The organism is Paenibacillus sp. SRL342, from assembly GCF_984798905.1.
Genome location: NZ_OZ481790.1, coordinates 7,068,952 through 7,088,633 on the forward strand (window position 1 = coordinate 7,068,952; position 19,682 = coordinate 7,088,633).

Below are 19,682 nucleotides of genomic sequence, written 5' to 3' on the forward strand. Positions count from 1 at the left end.
TCCCAATAACTGGGCAGTAAAAAAGGCTACTCCCTTCGTTAGGGCGCAGCCTTTTCATTTTCAACGGTTTGTATAAAAAGAAGCTCATACCTTTACTTACAGTGCACCTTGAAGGTTTGCAGGTTGATTTTCCTCATTCACCAGACCTTGGATAAAGGTTTCAAAATTGGGCGCAAGCCAAGTGATCTTGTAGCCTTCTTTTTTATCCACATGAACAACCTCGGGCTCACCCGCATTGCCGGATTCACGATAATCCAGCATCACGATCTCTGAATCGGAAGGGCACTCACATAGTACAACACCAATCTCGGGGTACCCCCCCTGCTCGATGATATATCGGCTACCCGCTTGACCACCCAACGAATGTGCTTTCTCACGTCCAATACCCAGTATTCCCTTGATCTCCACGCGGACCTTCTTGGCAGCCTCTACTTGGCCGACAGGATAATGCCGATAGTGGGGAACACCACCATTATGTAATTTCATCATGTTAATATAGGAAGTTGGCAGCTTGAACACCAACTGCTCCTCCATTGACTCGATCTGTCCATCGGTAGGCGGGGCCAATACATATTGATCCGCAGCTTCAGCACTGTCATTCCAAAAACCCATTGGTTCCAGATGGCTAACACGAACAGGTGCAATTGAGATTTCAGAGACTGATGGGACGGTATCCACGGGCTTCTCTGCAGATTCGGACAGCTCCTCCATTTTGCTTCGAATCCACTCCAGAAATTCCAGCGTATCTTCATCTTCAGGATCCAATTCATCCGCTCTTTCGAACGCCTGCAACGCATGCGCATATTGCTCTAGATAGTAATAAGCCAGTCCAATCCGATAATGCCAGAGTGGGTCACCTGTTCCCTCTTTAGCAACCGTCAGGAATTGTTCGACTGCCTCTTCATATCGTTCCAGGTTATTCAGCGCTCGTCCCAGATGGTTAACCAGCTCATAATCCCTTTCTTCCACAGGAATCGCTTGAATTGCATCTACAATTTCCTGAAATTCATCTTCTTCATGCCACTCTTGCAGTTGAACCAACAGATCGTCTCTCATTCTCTTTTCCTCCCGTTCATTCACTCATGACTACGTATTGAAAATTATACCACTATCCGGATCACCATCTCCAGCAAAGCAAGATCCTTAGGGATATCATGAATCGATATCTTTTCATTTCGGATGACAAGACTAAAAGAGGTAACCTGAACCCGGTTAAGAAAACCAGGCAGGCTACCTCCTTATATTCCTTCCACTACATTGCATTCTTCATTCAATTCAGCAACTCAACACAATCGTACACCCAACCTGCACTTAACCAGTTACCCAAGTCACTTGAACCGCTGATTGGCGTAATCGTGATGGTATTGGAACCATTCACGAAGTAGGATGCTGGAACATTCCAGCTAAAGGTTGTGTTGTTCCCACGATACGTACCAATGGTGAAGCTGCGAGAATTGGGCTGTGAAGATGCAGCAGGATTGGTTAAAGCATGTCCATTAACCGTTACACTAGGTCTGCCATTATTGTAAGCTGCGGTAATACCGATGTTGAGCGTATGAGAAGACGCCGCTTGAGATGCATTCAAATTAAACGTTATTGTGGTTGGAGAATTCTGACCACGGAACTGGATTGCCGGGAATCGATTGGTCGCGCTACCGGTAGCATAGGTGACAGGCCCCCAGCTTGGGTTGCGACTATCGGATGGGTGACGAATCGGAATCGTCTGTCCATTCAGGAGCTCCCGTGGTGTACCATCCCAATTGCCAATTCGCCAGATGTTAGAGGCTTTACTTGGGTCATTGTTGATCGTACGTGTATTCAATGTCATCGTTTGTCCTGCCGTGACATTAACCGTTTCCGTATATACAGCCAGTTCTCCCTTATAGGCTGTCATGGTGTACGTGCCCGGAATCATGCTGTATTTGGCTGCCGCCCCACTTGAAGAAGTTCCTACCCAATACTGGGCATTGCTATTGGCGAATCCAATTGTGTAAGCATACCCTGTATCCATCCCGGAGAGACCATTAAGTACCACGTTCCCCCGACTGGATACCCAACCCTGCAGATTCAGACCAGACATCCAGCTGAAGTCGGGTACACTTGGCGTACCTCCGGTTGTAAAGATCAAAGCGTACGGCCCATGCAGACCCAGGCGCCAATTCTCCGTCTGTGCATGTCCCGAGTTCATATAATTATACACTTCCGTCTCTGTTCCACTTTGGAACTGGATGTCGCGGAAGAATGGACCACCAGAGCTTTTTTCCCGATTGCCGTAGGCCATAAATACACCGACGCCATTCCCCGTAACTCCACGAACGGATAAATCTTTGGCCTGATCATTACCATAATATTTGGAGGCTGACTGTCCATTTGCAAACCCGAACACATCCTGACTTTCAATCGCTCCAGTGTTACCTCGGTTGTTTGAATTCGCCGGAACACCTGTCAAAACACTACCATTACTACGGAAAATGTATCGCAGCTCCCCGATCGAAGGTTGAGCCGTGATATGCGTTGCCATGTATATGATGTTCTCCCCACCACGTGAAGCATAATAGTGGGTCAGTGTGCTTGTGGATACCGTGATTAACACGGTTGATCCGGAAGGTGAGGTATTCCACGTCACATTGGCCGAGGAGCCCAAACCTGAGCCGATATGTGATCCTCTATTGCTGTTCAGCTCCGTACCGTTCATTTTGGCTGAGATAATATCCCCATTGGTTTTGTTCACCACATAGACTAATCCTGAACCGGTGTTTACTTCAATTCTGGAGCCGTTATCCGTAACATTAATGGTGGCCGCGTGTCCGGTAGATGCAGGGTATACAACAGCTGTTGCAATCATAACGACAATTAAAAACAAACCAAGCGCCTTTCTCACTATACTTTTGGTCATGAGTAAATCCCTCCCTGGATTTCATTTAATAAAGCGCTTACATTATAATGTATAATAACTGACACTTTCGTCTCATATCGATATGTCTGCTATGCGGGCATGTCCATAATCAACTGAAATGTTATGTCTGCGTGCGTATAAAATAAAATCATCACTTCATGTAAACCAGATCTCTTCACCCCCTTTTTAAATCACTCTTCTAAATACAAGTATTCTTACAATTCCAATAAAATAATACCATTATATTACATATATTTGCAATGAAAACGGCTCGTATATCCGATAGTGAATTCTGAAAATAAAAAACGCAGCTTCAAAAAGCTGCGCTAGCAGATACCAAGCTCGAGACAGTATCATCTCTTCCGAATAGGTATCCAAATCTCACTTCTATATTGCTCTACAGTAACATCCTTGTGCTCATTCCATAACATTTCCGGACCCTCACTCAGCTCATAGTCCGATGAAGGAAACCACTCCGCGTAGATCCGGCCCCACACCTCCTGTAGCGTGCCTGGAAACGGGCCAACGACAGTAAATACAGCCCACGTCGAAGCAGGAACCTCGAGCTGTTCCAGTCCTTCAGGCACTTCTTTTGTCGTAGCAGCGCCAATGTAATGATCCAGTTCTCCTTGTTCTGCCATCCGCCCCTCACTGAAATGGGCCGAAGCACTAATTAAGCCCAGAGGCTGGACGTTCGATGCCCCCTTAATTGTATCAATCAATTCCGGTGTAAGACTCTGGTACATCGCAGCGATCTCCGGATTAACCCCGTTGAATACGATTGGCACCCTTTTACGAATACCCACGATTCGAAACGCCTCTTTATCTTCAATGCGGTAGTTCATTTCGCTTCCTCCTTGAATGGTCAGTTGAAATGTCATCCGTGGGAAGGCTTTAAGAAATGGACCATGGTTTCGCGCTTCGGAGGGCGTAGTGCCATGCATGCTTTGAAAAGCACGAGAGAAAGAATCCGGCGATGTATACCCGTATTTCAACGCAATATCAATGATTTTGCTGTCACTGTGGCTTAACTCCATAGCTGCAAGTGTCAAGCGGCGACGTCGAATATATTCCGAGAGCGTTACACCACTAAGAAAAGAGAACATGCGTGTAAAATGATACTCCGAACAGCAGGCAATTCGGGAAATCTCCTTCATGTCCACGACATCCATCAGATGCTCCTCAATATGATTCAAGGCTTCATTTAACCGCCTCAGCGTATCCATATCATCCCTCCCACGTTAATTCAAGCTTAGCAAATTCATTCTCTTTGCATCCGACATTACCTGCACCATTCTGTAGGCTCTTTGCATCTAAACAGAAAAAAGAGCAGCATCAGCTACTCTTTTCTAACCTTGATATTCACATAACACCAGTAATCAAGTCAAACAGGTCAAACCAGATACTCTGCCATAATCTGCTCGATATCGTACGGCGTAATGCCTTGATTCACCGAATAGATTGTATCCGCCTGATCCATTGTATCCACCAGCTCTCCTCTAGCTTTGGCATGGAGCATGAACAAGTCATGCAGATCGGGTTTGCGTAAATTCGTTAGTGCTTTCCCCATCAGGACCATGCCTTTTTGATTGCCTTCCACATTATTGTAGTAATCGGGATGGCTTGTCAGCGCCAGGTCTGTCCAGATGACGGTACGTTCGACCAGGTCCATAATGACAGGGATCGCAATCTGGGTATCCGCGGTAATATCGATTTTGTTCGCTACGGTAGATGGTTCGAAAATTTCGCCAGACCCCGGCTTCTTCCTCATCATCCAGCCCACAAAACATTCCGGCAGATCACAATACGGATGACTGGTAAACGAAAGCAGTGTCGCCACCACATATCGTCCACCATAAGCCACGATGGATGGAATATGCAGATCAATGAACTCACTTGCGCCATAAGGTGCGGTCACGATATCTCCGCTATGAACAGCCTTATAGTTGGAGGATCGCAGATTCGTATAAGAAATATGCTCCACATAGTTCCAGTCCTTATCGTACATCACCGCAGACAAGTCAATGTCCACACGCCCTGTAGATTTGCCATCCACGTCCCCCTCTTTCCACCAGTTGAAGAAACGAATGGTATCACCCTCTGCCATCGGCACACGGCTTCCACGAACGATGGTACGTAGAGCCTTGCTTGCCGATCTCTGGGAAAACGGTACCAGATAATCATGAAGCTGTGGATCGACATAGGTCTTTCCAAGCGTGGGAAGGACAGCGAAGCGCTCTATCAGCGCCTGTTCGCATAATTGCACGACCTCCTGACACGTGGCTTCATCGATGTCTGGCAACTCATTCGGAACAGCAAAGGCTTTCGCTACATTGCCTTTTGGGAAGAAGACACGCAGATCCTGCGGTTCATTACGCTGTGTAAAATGCTGTCTCACTTGCAACAAGACCGGGGTAGATACCTGCTCCAAAACCTCACCAAATGCCAGCAGTACATACGCTTCATCTTCGGTCATCCGCAACAAGTGATCCAGTCTTCTCGCGAATTCACCTGGACGCTGTGATAACAGATCGATCAGACTCCAGACATTTCGATATTGGAATGCAAGTTCCACACTTCCGTTGAAAGTCGAATAAGGTTTATTATTACGCAAAATAGCAAAGGCTTCTTCACATCGTGGATACCGAAGCTTATATTCCGAAGGATGCAGAATTTCGCCAAGGCGAATCCAGCGATTCTTATAGCGGAGCATATCCTCCGTGATGGAACCACATTGTTCCAATAATCCGAGCAAAAGGCGTCTCTCGCGGCGTTTGAATTTCCGGAAGGGAGAAGCCGCAGCGAGGCTGACATCACCATTGGACCAGGCAACAGCCAGACGGAGGACATCACTTGCCGTTTTGAAATACGGACCGATCCGTTCGATGTTCGCTTTTTCATGTTTCAACAGCGAGGCGACCACAAAGCCCACATTTTCTTTGAACGGAATCTCAGCGGGTAATAGCGCATCCACGTCTTCCGGGTTTGCATGCTCCAATACCATATCGATATCCGCCTTGTCCGTTTCCGAGATGGAACCTTTTGCTTCAATGATCTGACGGATGAGCGTCTGGAATGCTTGCTGGTTTCCCAAACCAATGACTTTCAAGTCCGTCTTCTCCAGCAAAGGCATTCTTTCCACACATTGTTGATCCGGATAGACCACAGTCAGGTTGGTCAGATAATGAATAATTGCATTAAGGTATAACTCCGCTTCATCCGCTTGCATCACCTGCATCGGGAATCCTGCATACATTGGTTGATACTTCACATATGCGCCGACCATGACTCTCAGATCAGCCACCAGTTGATGATATACTGTTTCAAACTGTTCCTTGGACAGCTGCCGCATCGCCTGCATTAGCTCATCCGAGAAGGTGTATCCGAGTGCTTCAATATTTTTGAGGGCAGTCGCCAGATGTGTCTTCGGCAACTGTTGTTTCCCTTCGTTTGATTCGATAATAAGTTTGTTCGCTCTGCGCAAATAGATTGTATTGTTCATGATAAAAGAGTCCAGGAAAGCCACATCCCTATATAACGTGAAAGGTTAGGGTTAGAAGGAAGGAATGTGATAGCCTGGACGCCTCCTCTCTGAAATAAAATCTTCAGGAGAGCTGCGACCCTATGATCTCCAATGATTGTAGAAGGAAGGATCGCAATAGCCTGAAGGCCAGCAGTTCAAAGTTTGTCGCCCGAACCTCTGGTGAACCCATCATCTCAGATTCCACGATCTGCCAACAGGGCGAAAGTATTACGACATGAATTTAAGAATTTAATAAAAATAGAAAAAAGCCTTTGCCGACCCCCAATGTCAGCAAAGGCTTTTCATTTTAGATTGTGTTTATTGATCAATCAAGTTTGTTACTTTCAACATTCTTGCAATCAATGCAGTAACCTCGGCACGAGTCATCGTGGTCTTTGGACTCAGAACCTCTGGCCCATTACCTTGAATGATTCCGGCTGCAATCAACTGGGCTACATCTTCTTTCGCCCAATTCGATACATCCGCTGCATCACTGTAACGTTCCAGTTCAGAGTTCATCTGATCCGGGCTAATTGCCGCTTCCGGTTCAATCAGACGGTAGGCACGAGCAACCATAGCAAATCCTTGCTCACGTGTGATCTCCTGATTACCGTAGAAGTTCCCATTATCGTAACCGCGAACGATACCGAATTCATTTGCAAGGGCTACCGCAGAGCGGAACCATGCGGAATCGTTAACGTCAGGGAATAGATTCTGTGGTGCATCCTGACGCATTAAGCCCATTCCAAGTACAACAATCTCGGCAAACTCAGAACGAGTAACCTGACGGTTCGGTGAGAATGTGTTATCTCCGTTACCTTGCAGATCTAATCTCGCAGCGATGTTGTTCACATCCGTTTTACCCCAATGGGATCTGGCATCTTCAAAATCCTGCGGATTCCAGATGACCGAATAACTTCCGCTGCTACGCAAGTCATTAATGAGCGCGTAGTAACGACTATTGATCTTCGTGACAACCGTTGGTACATGGAAGATGCTACCGTCCGGGTTGATAATCACGCCTGTTGTAATCCGGTTCGGGTCGATACCTTCCGGAAGTGCAATATACTTCGGTGCATAGCCGTTCAGCTGGCCGGATCGCACGGTCTGTCCATCTTTCGTAAACGTCAGATCCAGATCAACCGGCGTCACAAGTAGCTCGTATCCTTGGGATGCTGCTCTTGTCTCGGCACTGTCAATCAAAGCATCCGAGGAACGTGCGATATCAACATGGACATCAATATCATTCAACGCTGCATTACCAAGCTGTCTGGACACACCATTCACGTCCATTTTACCGCCAGGTACCGGATAGATCGCCAGCGGATTGCTAATGTTTAGTTTGGAACCTTGATCCACTAATTGTTTCAGAGTTTCGAGGGTCAACCCGTCCACCTTCATATACCCATCATTTGGTGAATGAATGGCGAACTGCTGTCCTGTGCCTTGTGACATGGCAACATTCAGCTTGGCTGGATCAACTTGAACCAATGTTTCTTTGTTGTCAGATGGTTTGGATGTAGCAAATGGTTGATGGCTACCATCCTGAGTTGTTTCCAAATTATCCTTCACGGGTGCTGGCGTTGGTACTGGCACAGGTGTAGGTGCTGGTGTGCTTCCACCGTTACCTCCCGTATTTCCGCCGCCATTGTTGCCTCCACCATTGTTACCATTGTCATTGGATGCTCTGGTGATGACCGTAGTGTACTCCGTCTGCAAACCATTCGTATCTGTAACTCTAATGACAATTGTGTTTGAACCTACCTTAAGTGCAAGATCATCACTACTATTGCCACTCTCCACTTCCTTCCAGATTCCATCATGCAAAATCTCAATTTTGTCTGCAGCATAAGGAGCAGTCGGGTAAATACGTAGATTGTACACATCATTGGTTACCGTTGCTGCGTAGTTGAATTGGTTTGGATCAAATGCTTGGTTCAACGCAATATTTTTCCCAAATGAATCGGTCAGACTGAGCTGTGTCAGTGCTTCTTTTACAATAGTAAATGTTTTCGTTTTCGTAACGGAACGTCCTCCGTCCACTGCTGTTACCTCAACGGTATAAGTGCCGGGTGCAAGATCTTCATCCAGATGATAGGACCAGTTTGGGTCCCCAGCATTCCAGATCAAACTTCCTGCAACATCAATTACACGACCTTCTGCATCTTTCAACACTGCACTCAGCGTATCTGTATCCGTATGGACCGTACCCGAGACTGCTGGCTTCTTATCTGAAGTACTCCCTGCTGGTTCAATAATCTTCAGCGCGCTCGCGAATGGGTCTTCCAAATCGAATTGGAAATCATGAACCAATGTTCCTTCTGCTCCCTCGCCTTTTAGATAGCCAGATGTTCCATTGTAAGCAACGTTAACCTTCTCATCACTTGATAATTTAACCGATTCGGGCAAGGTCAAAATCAATTTTGTAGGATCAGATCCATCGATGACAGCTCCGACAACTTCTACGGCTTGCCCACCTACCGTAACTGTAAATGAACTACTTAGATCCACTTCAGAAACTACTTCGATACTTTTATTAAAATGAATGGATATCGTGCTTTCGCCCTCGATGAAGCTGCCGCTGTCCGCTTTGGGTTGATTCTTGACCAATCCATCGATTGCGTTATCCAATACACTTAACAGGTCATTTACTTGAGTCTGTGTTACCAAAGGATTGCTCAAAAGTGTCTGTGCCTCTTGGACTTTGGTTTGCAATGCATTCCATGAATCAGTCGTGTAATCATCATTCGATAAAGCTAAGGCTTCTTTCACTTTTTTCGCTAATGGCATTGTATTGACTGCATGAATAGCCTGATCGAATTCATCAACCTTGAGTCCGGTTAACGCGTCTCTCAACGTGCCACTACCGTCATAGTTAATTGTAATTTCTCCTCCCGATTCAAGCTGAGCTTCCGTCAGAGGGATGGAAATCGTAGATCCATTAGCTATATATTGACTCAGATCATCATACACGGTACCTCCAATTGTGACGGTGAAGCCCTTCAAATCATCCGATTTCACGTCACGATTGAAGGTTAGATTCAAAGTTCCATCGTCATTGACTTGCGATGTTAGCAAGTGAGCATCTTTAGGGTCTGGATAAGCAGCTGCAAACGTGAAGTAAGAACCGTCCGCAAAGTTGGAACTGTTTAATGTAACCTTTCCATCCGTTACTGGATAAAAGGTATCATTGTTGTCAAAAGAGTCATCTTGGCTAAGAATGATGTAGCTTGGTTTTAAGCCTTCAGCATCATCCACTTGAAGTGTGATATCTTGATCACTCCAGTTTGTTTTGTCCACCTGATACGAACGATCCATGATCTTTACACGAAAGCCATCTTTCACGATGGGTGCACTTACATAAGATACGGTATCGTTCGCGCTCTTGTCTGCAAACATAAAGAAGGAGTTGTTATCCATCGTATTCTCATTGTCGACATTATCTGAATGAATCGTATCTCCAAGAGCAATGGCTACATTTGAGCCGACTCCTTGTGACTTGGATTGTTTCTGGTTCTGGGCACCTAAGTCATCACGGCCAATCCCGGTAATGCGATTCTTGTAATCTGCCTGGTTCGACGAATTCCAGAAAACAGTACCTTCTTCTCCGTTCCAATCACTGGAAACATAGTTGTCTGCCAGAGTGATTCCGTATTTTAACCCCAAGTAACTGTACACTTTAGTTCTTTCAACGTCCTGTAACTCGCGATTATATAATATCGTTTCCGATATTAGTCCATTAAACCTTCGATTATGCCCTGCTCCGAAGTAGTAACCCGTAGCACTCGTGGCACTATTAAAGCTCGCTGTTCCTGCAGTTGTTTTATCGATTAACTTCGTATGATTTAAATACATCCCAAAGTAATCCTCAGTGCGAAGTACATTGAAAATATCTGCTTGCCCTAACTGATACGGGTTACCTGCATTATTTCGAATCAATTCGTCGTTCCCTGCATTGCCAAATGAAGATCTGATTACACTTGTACTGTACGTGTCGGTGCTTCCTTGGCCGCCAAAATGCCATGGGAAACCATTCGCAGCAGCTCCTTGAATGGAAAATGCCTCACGAGCGACATCCGTTGTATGGAAAGGCGCCCTGATATAGTATCCTTTGTTACCATCAATTAATATACCGCTGTTAAAGTTAATGGCACCTGTAACTAAGGTGTTAGGATTTACGATACTCCATACATTATCATGTTCTACATTGGGGTCCAGATCTACCAGATCGGTCAAAGAAGTGATTTTACTGCCGTCAGCTGCCAGATTCATACTTCGCTCAACATCAATCCATGATATGAGTCCGTCGCTTACACCACCCGGATATCCCCCTGCGGTAATCGCGGTACTGTTGGATGCAGGATTTTCAGTATCTGCATGAGCTTCTATGGCTGGAAACAAAATTGGTGTAGGCAATATACTCGCTACCATCACCAAAGAAAGCACCCTTGACCATACTCTTGTCATTTTGCTGTTGCGCAATTTCTTATTGTTCTTCAAACACTTGTCACACCTTTCGACTATAACTAATTTAGCTAAATCATTCTTCTCATAATCCCTTCAGGATGTCTGATTTACTAGATTGTGTTAATTTTGAAATGCTTCACCGCTTATTTTACACTGAGCCTCTTACCAAACTCTTACCAAGCTATACGATAATGAATACTGATCGGTAGAAGGAAACAAATAGAGTTCAGTACTCCAACGTCATTCCAAAAAGAAAAAAGCCTTTGCCGACCCCCAATGTCAGCAAAGGCTTTTCATTTTAGATTGTGTCTATTGATCAATCAAGTTTGTTACTTTCAACATTCTTGCAATCAATGCAGTAACCTCGGCACGAGTCATCGTGGTCTTTGGACTCAGCACCTCCGGCCCGTTACCTTGGATAATTCCGGCTGCAATCAACTGGGCTACATCTTCTTTCGCCCAATTCGATACATCCGCTGCATCACTGTAACGTTCCAGTTCAGAGTTCATCTGATCCGGGTTGATTGCCGCTTCCGGTTCAATCAGACGATAGGCACGAGCAACCATCGCAAATCCTTGCTCACGTGTGATTTCCTGATTACCGTAGAAGTTCCCATTATCATAACCGCGAACGATACCGAATTCATTCGCAAGGGCTACCGCGGAGCGGAACCATGCGGAATCGTTAACGTCAGGGAATAGATTCTGTGGTGCATCCTGACGCATTAAGCCCAGTCCAAGTACAACAATCTCGGCAAACTCAGAACGAGTAACCTGACGGTTCGGTGAGAATGTGTTATCTCCGTTACCTTGCAGATCTAATCTCGCAGCGATGTTGTTCACATCCGTTTTACCCCAATGGGATCTGGCATCTTCAAAATCCTGCGGATTCCAGATGACCGAGTAACTTCCGCTGCTACGCAAGTCATTAATGAGTGCGTAGTAACGACTATCGATCTTGGTTACAACCGTTGGTACATGGAAGATGCTACCGTCCGGATTGATGATTACACCTGTGGTAATCCGGTTCGGGTCGATACCTTCCGGAAGTGCAATATACTTCGGTGCATAGCCGTTCAGCTGGCCGGATCGCACGGTCTGGCCATCTTTCGTAAACGTCAGATCCAGATCAACCGGTGTCACAAGTAGCTCATATCCTTGGGATGCGGCTCTTGTCTCGGCACTGTCAATCAAAGCATCCGAGGAACGTGCGATATCAACATGGACATCAATATCATTCAACGCTGCATTACCAAGCTGTCTGGACACACCATTCACGTCCATTTTACCGCCAGGTACCGGATAGATCGCCAGCGGATTGCTAATGTTTAGTTTGGAACCTTGATCCACTAATTGTTTCAGAGTTTCGAGGGTTAACCCGTCCACCTTCATATGCCCATCATTTGGTGAATGAATGGCGAACTGCTGTCCTGTGCCTTGTGACATGGCAACATTCAGCTTGGCTGGATCAACTTGAACCAATGTTTCTTTGTTGTCAGATGGTTTGGATGTAGCAAATGGTTGATGGCTACCATCCCGAGTTGTTTCCAAATTATCCTTCACGGGTGCCGGAGTTGGCGTTGGTACAGGCGCAGGTGTAGGTGCTGGTGCTGGTGTGCTTCCACTGTTACCGCCCGTATTTCCACCGCCGCCATTGTTGCCTCCACCATTGTTACCATTGTCACTAGATGCTCTAGTCACGTTGATTTTATACGCCGTAACATTTCCAAGTGAATCGGTTACTCTAACAACGATCTTATTCCCACCGACTTGGAGCGGTAGATTCTCACTAACAGTGCCACTTGAAACCTCGTTCCATTCTCCATCTCCAACAGCTATTTCAATCTTCGCAAGTGGATCAAGTGCCGTTGGCGTTAACTGAAATTGATATACGCTATTTGGTACTGAGATGGTGTACGTGTCTTTAGCCGGATCAAATGCCGGGGATAAGCTTCCCACGGAAGGGACCAGTGTCTGCAACGTAGATTCATCTGTACCAATTACTTTGGTAAGTCCCGTTCTAGCGTTAGTCAGATCCTGAAGTGCCTTGTCTACCTGCGCTTGATTCGCTGTCAAATCATTCAACACTCGCTCTGCTTCATTCATCGCAACTTTGAGTGCTTCCCAGCTCTCTACCGTATATTCCGTTTCAGTTAGATTTTCACCCTTGATTCTATCATGTTCATTTTTCAGCACTGACGTGTCGACACCAGTACCAGGCTTTTTGGTAAGCCCCTTTCGGGCATCCACCAGATCTTGATAAGCCTTTTCCACGAGTTCCGGTGTTGCATTCTCGTCGTCGAACACGGATTCAGCAACTCCTACCGCATCTTGCAGCGTTTGCCATGTTTCTGGTGTGTACTCCTCTTCGTCCAGTTCGCCTGATTCGATTTTACCGTTAATCTCATCGGCTTTAGCTTTCAACTTCGACTTATCAATAGCAACAACATAACTTTTCGAATTCGACTCTTCTGAATCAGAATAGGCTGGATTGTTCGTCTTCGCTGTTACTGTCACTTTGTGGGTACCAACTTCTAGCGATGGTACCAATTGCGACAGGTTAAGCGCCGTTCCGGTTACTTCCTCCGTCCGCTTCGTGCCGTCTTCCAGTTCAATCGTTACTTCATATTTATCTGCATGCGCAACTGCTTCCCATGTCAACTCATCGTCGGTCAGTGTGACGTCCGGTACCGTCAAAGGAGTAGCAGCAGTTGCAATGGTAAAGTAAGAGTTCGGACCAAAATTTGAGGTATTAAGAGTTACTTGGCCGTTCTCAATTAAATGGAATGAGTCTTGTCCATCAAATTGAGCATCATTGCTGATCACAACATATTGAGGCAAAGCCGGGTTAGCTCCCGCTTCGTCTACCTGAAGTGTAATCTGTGATTCAGTCCAGTTTGCTTTCTGTACCTTGTAGACACGCTCCATCCCAAGTAGTTTTTTCCCATCTTTCGTAATTGGTGTTTTGAATTCAGTACTTGCTCCATTGTCACCAAACGTAAAGAAAGAAGAATCCTTTGAGAATTCATTTTTATTTGCAGAATTGGCATCCTCAACACTGTTGCCCAAAGCAATCGTCAACGTAGATTCCTGTTCCTGCGCTTTGGCTTGTTTCTGCATCAAGCCGCTCTGATCATCTCGACCGATGCTTGTAATACGATGGGTATAGACTGCGTTCTCCTGGGCATCCCAGATCGTAGCCATGTTTGAATCGACATATGAATTGGCTGTCGTCTGATCAAGCGTATAGCCGTATTTGATCGCCAGATATGTGCTGACTTTTTGGCGTTCTACGTCCGTAAGATCATGGTCAAATACGATGATTTCTTCAATCGAACCCTGCCAATATCCACTATTGGCCGCAGTTGCCGGAATTAGCTTACCAACTACGGCTCCGTCCGAGTTACCAGTATTCCACGCCTTATTAAGTTCTTTTCCCCAACCACCCAGTTCCTGTACCTGCTTCATTTTACTGTACAATCTAGCTATATTCGTTCCAGTGTCCCCACCTGTCCAAGTAACAAATAGCTCGGTCGGGAACGTCATTCCCATAAACTTGTCGGGAGTGTATAAAGTCTGGTTAGGGTCACTGTTAAATGTCGTCAAGCCGCCTCTTGCGTCAACTTGAAGCATCCCCATGCCCGTATAACCGCCCGTTTGTACTCCCCATGAAATAATATAATTGAGGCCTCCTGTTTTATTGGTTTTGCTAACGGTAATGATCGATCTGGGGCTCTTCCCTTGAGGGAGCTTACTTACATCCAGATTCATAAAACTACTTGTGCCGTTATATTCCAATACCGGATTGAAATTGATATTATGATTTTTATCATCCCAATAGGTCGGTTGATTCGCGACCACGTCTTGCGTTGCGTTATTTATTTTACTGCCTTGATCTTCCCACATACTCACCTTTTCGCCGCTGGCAACTCCGTTTACCCGCTCTGGTCGTAGCCATAGTGAAGGGGATCCAACTCCGCCCGGACCAACAGGAGTCTCGTTAGTCGCCTCCGCTTGAGCCAAACTCATGGGTAACGTTCCAATCGCCAGAATAAAGGAAAGAACTAACATGGACATTCTTTGCCATGGTTTCTTCCGAATTTTTGCTGTGTACATAGGTTCCTCCTACTTAATATGTTATTTTTGGACTGCTTACTGACTCAAAACATAATGTTGACCCTCATCTTGCTTATTCTACACATAGCCTCTTACCAAACTCTTACCAAACCTTTCGCTAGCAAATACGACAAAAAAACAGCCTTGCAAACGAAGCTGCAAGGCTGTATATTTCCAATTAACTATTTGATTGTTTCCATTGCTGGTACCACAACTCAACTTCCAGACCAGGACGTATGCCCGCCTCTTGTTCTAACGTAGTGACCAACTGATTATATTGTGCGATTACAGGATCTTTATTGCCTAATCGATCATAGGTCTTCATTAAGGCCAATCCAACTTGCTCCAATGATGGCTCAAATTGCTGTACCCGGTGATATAACGTGAGTGCTTCCGTATTCTGTCCCATTTCAATATAGTATTGTGCAAGTTGCATGGCGTGATTACGCCAGAGTGCATGCAAGCGCTGACGCTCCAGCTCAGCCCATATGTAATCGTCCTCACCATAATATTTGCCTTCATATTGATCTGAGGTCTGTCGATGTTCAGCTATTGTAGACGAAGATAATAGAGGCAATCGGTTAAGACGGCTCTCCCATTCTTCCGCGTCAATCCTGAATTCACCCGTTTCCAATAGATAACCAAACTGTTGATAGCGAATGGACATCTTATCCTCACCCATGAGTTCGTTCATCATGCTGCGTAAGCGATGGATCCCACTGTGCAGATTGGATATACCTCTCCGCTCATCCAACTCTGGCCACAACAGTTCAAGTAACGTATCCCGCTTAATCGGCTTGTTCCGATGGTGGAGCAGATAAGCGAATAACTCTCTAATCTTGGTTGTTCTGAATTTCATATGTTTTGGCGGCTCATTGGGGTGCACTTGGACTTGGAGCATCCCCAGACAACGGATCAACATGGATGGCCCTTCTGCTATATTCAGAATTGCTGACACCGTTCGGCGTTGATACATCTTCATCGTTTTTTCCAAACGGTCACGCGTTACAGGCTTCATAATATAATCCAGCACTTCAAGCCCATAGGCCGTGAGTGCATGTTCGTTATATGCGGTTGTAAAAATAACTTCTGTTCCAGGAGAAACCTCATGGATACGTTCGGTCGCCTCAATCCCATTCATCCCCGGCATCTGAACGTCCATAAAGACGATTTCCGGCAGATGAATTTCGATCTGATCTATGGCTTCCTGTGCCGTCAGAAAAGAGCCGATAACTTCGCAATCCTCTCTCTCTTGCAACAGTTTGTTCAACCTGCTCAGAGCGAGATATTCATCATCTACCAAAATCACTCTCATATGCACAACTCCTCTGGCTCACTGATCACCCTTTAATCTATAATTTTACCATAAATCCTGACGTGGGACCGCTATCATTTAAATATAGAATCTATGTTCCGGTATTCAAAAAAATGTTCTTCTTTGGCGGAGGGCATGCAGGAATTTGAAGTAAACTGTCGAAAACTAAAGTCTGCCATGAAACTATTAACCTATAAAAAAATACCCCGATATGTAATGTTGTCAATTCTATTTCTGACTATTTTACTTGGCTTTCGTTGGATATGGTCCGTGTCTTTCACTATACCCGCACATCCTGAACCCGCTAAAGGCGTGTTGGACCTCCGAGGCTGGGACCTCGCCAACGCTTCACCCATATCCCTGGATGGAGAATGGGAATTTTACCCCCAGGCGTTAATCTCTAATCGTGACGCGAAGATAGCGGACAACCCATCCACACGGATTCAAGTTCCCGGTGACTGGCGGAATGCATTACCACAATCCTCATCGTCATTCGGATATGGAACGTATCATCTTCGCATACTTTTAGATCCATCTGTGAAGGAAATCGCTCTCTGGGGTCAGAAAATCCAGACATCATCGATCATCGAGATGAACGGGACCATTGTGGCCGAATTCGGCCAACCTGCTACCCATGCTGAAGCCTATCGACCGGAGAGGACTGCATTTACGACTTCCTATGCGCTTGATGGTTCCACCGAAATCAATCTTCTGGTGCAGACAGCTAACTTTGATGACCCTTATAGCGGCGGGATCACACGCTCCCTCTATTTTGGTTCTCCAGAAGCCATTGGAAGTGAACGAGGATTGTCTATCGATCTGCAAAAGATCACGTTCGCCATACTGGTTTTGCACAGTTTATATGCTTTTGTCATGTTTCTGTTTATCCGGAAGGAACGAGCTCTGCTGACGTTCTCAATGCTAACATTGGTAGCTGCCCTAACGGTCGCCTCCGACCATGACAATCTGTTATTGAGTTGGATGCCACTCAACTTCACTTGGATCGTTAAGGCCAAAGCGTTGTCCTATCCGTTGTTCGCATTCTTCCTTATACAGATGGCTAGAAGCTTCTCCCATAATCTACAAGGGCGTACACTGTTCCGTATCTATGCCAGCGTGCTTGGCGCTTACTGTTTATTTCTGCTAGTCGCACCAGTGACCCTGATCTACCATGTACTTGAGATTGGACTATCTGACATCCTTTATCTGTTTGCCATTGGCTGGTCTGTGTACCTGTTCTTCCGAATGGCAGCCGAGAAACGAAGTGACGCCAGCTTTTTGCTCTTTGCGGCAACTAGCAGCCTATCAAGCGTGTTATGGGGAATTGTGAACTCGCGTAGCGAGATTACCAACGTGTATTATCCGATCGATGTGATCGCGGCCATATTCGGCTTCTCCGCCTATTGGTTCAGGAAATACTTCCGCAATTCAAGTGAGATTGAGCAGTTGTACGAACAGCTCAAAGAGGAGGATCGGCAGAAGGATCAATTTCTTGTGAATACGGCTCATGAGCTGCGTACACCGCTGCATGGCATCATCAACATTGCTGAGAGTATTGCAGTCCGTGAACGGCGTAAATCAGGTGGGCAGCAGGCAGAAGACATGAAACTGTTAGTTACCATCGGTCGTCGCATGTCTCAACTCGTTGATGACCTCCTGGATGTCATTCGTTTGAAGGAAAAACGCATTACGCTTCAGAAGAAACCTTTATCTCTTGCATCTGTCATTCCAGGCGTGATCGGTATGTTCCGATTCATGGCAGAGGGAAGGCCTGTCCACATGAAGGTAGATATTCCTGAATCACTGCCTTTAATTCAAGCCGATGAGAGAAGACTCGTTCAGGTGCTCTACAACCTGTTGCATAATGCACTGAAATTTACCGATGAGGGTACGATTACCGTATCTGTCCGGGAAAATGGAGAAAGCATTGTAATTCAAGTCTCAGATACAGGTGTTGGTATAAGTGAGGAGATACAACAGCGAATATTCGAGGCGTATGAACAAGGGACCCCAGAGGCTCGTTTAAGCGGAGGAATCGGCCTCGGTCTTAATATCAGCAGGCAGCTCACCGAGCTCCATGGCGGTCAGCTCACCGTGCAATCTGTACCTGGACAAGGATCAACCTTCCAGATCTCGCTTCCACGGGAAGGTACCGCATCGCTATCGGACCAGACTGAGCAGCAATGGGACGCTCACAGCTTCGATGAAATTGCGATTGTAGAGCCGCAGCAGCAGACCATCTCTCAAGATAAGACTGCCGCAAGAATTCTTGCCGTCGATGATGATCCTGTAAACCTGCGAGTACTAGTCTCCATGCTTGCGAATGAACCATACCACATTCAACCAGCAGCTTCCGCACTTGAAGCACTAGAGTTGCTGGATAAGGAGCCTTGGGATTTACTGATTGCGGATGTCATGATGCCCCATATGTCCGGTTATGAATTGACCGAGAACGTACGCAAGCGTTATTCGGTATCGGAGCTTCCCATCCTGTTACTGACGGCCCGTAACGAACCAGCGGATGTATACGCCGGATTCATGGCCGGTGCTACGGACTATGTCACCAAGCCCGTGGATGCCGTTGAATTAAGGCATCGCATCGGGTCTCTGATCGTACTGAAACAATCCATTGATGAGCGACTGCGCATGGAGGCTGCTTACTTACAAGCACAGATTCAGCCACACTTCCTTTTTAATACGCTCAATTCAATTATGGTTCTTAGTGAGATGGACACGGAGCGAATGCAGAAGCTGGGTGACGCTTTTATCGAGTATCTTCAGACCAGCTTTCATTTCGTCAATTCGGAGAAAATGGTGGAGGTCACTCATGAGTTGGATCTTTCCCGCGCCTATCTCTACATTGAGAAAGAACGTTTCATGGACCGGCTAAATGTTATCTGGGATATTCCAGAGGATCTTGATCTGTCCCTGCCGCCACTCACCATTCAACCGCTCATTGAGAATGCTGTTCGACATGGTATTCTCAGCAAAGTGGAGGGTGGAACCGTGCATATCCGAATCATCAACCAAGCAGCGTCCACCTTGATTGAAATCGAGGATGATGGTGTGGGGATGCAGCCCGAGCAGATCGAGCGGGCCCTGGCTTGGCCCAAGAAAGGTCCCGGCGGAACCGGAGGCATTGGATTAACCAATACACATCGCCGGTTGACCCAGATGTACGGACAAGGTTTGACCATCGTCAGCTCGCCGGGCCAAGGTACAAAAGTTTCCTTTGTCATCCCTTTGGACCGCAACACAGGAGTCTAAGCGATACGATCGTTCTGTAACTCTACAACTGGCATTCCGTACAGTCCGTGTCCGTATGTTTTGTGTAAGGTCTAACGTGAATGCGATGGTGAAGGAAA

The 19,682-nt window shown here is 46.2% G+C and carries 8 protein-coding genes; 1 reads left to right on the forward strand and 7 read right to left on the reverse strand.

Translation table 11 applies throughout. The features are described from left to right. Positions 1-96: 96 nt before the first annotated feature. From AC4E8D_RS31310 to AC4E8D_RS31340, 7 genes are all read right to left on the reverse strand, one after another. Positions 97-1,056 (reverse strand): SMI1/KNR4 family protein, encoded by a 960-nt coding sequence (locus AC4E8D_RS31310; protein WP_221820133.1) that lies wholly within the window; start codon positions 1,054-1,056, stop codon positions 97-99. 214 nt (positions 1,057-1,270) lie between these two features. Next, positions 1,271-2,896 (reverse strand): rhamnogalacturonan lyase B N-terminal domain-containing protein, encoded by a 1,626-nt coding sequence (locus tag AC4E8D_RS31315; protein WP_490205676.1) that lies wholly within the window; start codon positions 2,894-2,896, stop codon positions 1,271-1,273. A gap of 353 nt (positions 2,897-3,249) precedes the next feature. Further along, positions 3,250-4,122, reverse strand: a complete 873-nt coding sequence (locus tag AC4E8D_RS31320; RefSeq protein ID WP_490205677.1) for an AraC family transcriptional regulator — start codon at positions 4,120-4,122, stop codon at positions 3,250-3,252. A 167-nt stretch (positions 4,123-4,289) separates the two neighbouring features. Next, on the reverse strand, positions 4,290-6,398 hold the full coding sequence (locus tag AC4E8D_RS31325) for a TerD family protein (protein WP_490205678.1): 2,109 nt from the start codon (positions 6,396-6,398) through the stop codon (positions 4,290-4,292). A gap of 339 nt (positions 6,399-6,737) precedes the next feature. Further along, positions 6,738-10,886 (reverse strand): DUF8202 domain-containing protein, encoded by a 4,149-nt coding sequence (locus AC4E8D_RS31330; protein ID WP_490205679.1) that lies wholly within the window; start codon positions 10,884-10,886, stop codon positions 6,738-6,740. A 309-nt stretch (positions 10,887-11,195) separates the two neighbouring features. Beyond that, positions 11,196-15,002, reverse strand: coding sequence for a DUF8202 domain-containing protein (locus tag AC4E8D_RS31335; RefSeq protein ID WP_490205680.1), 3,807 nt, complete (start codon positions 15,000-15,002; stop codon positions 11,196-11,198). A gap of 178 nt (positions 15,003-15,180) precedes the next feature. Continuing rightward, entirely contained in the window at positions 15,181-16,317 is a 1,137-nt protein-coding gene (locus AC4E8D_RS31340) for a response regulator (protein ID WP_490205681.1), read from the reverse strand. Between the two features lie 177 nt (positions 16,318-16,494). Here AC4E8D_RS31340 and AC4E8D_RS31345 point away from each other — a divergent pair, with 177 nt between their 5' ends. Then, positions 16,495-19,584, forward strand: coding sequence for a hybrid sensor histidine kinase/response regulator (locus AC4E8D_RS31345; protein ID WP_490205682.1), 3,090 nt, complete (start codon positions 16,495-16,497; stop codon positions 19,582-19,584). Positions 19,585-19,682: the final 98 nt, after the last annotated feature.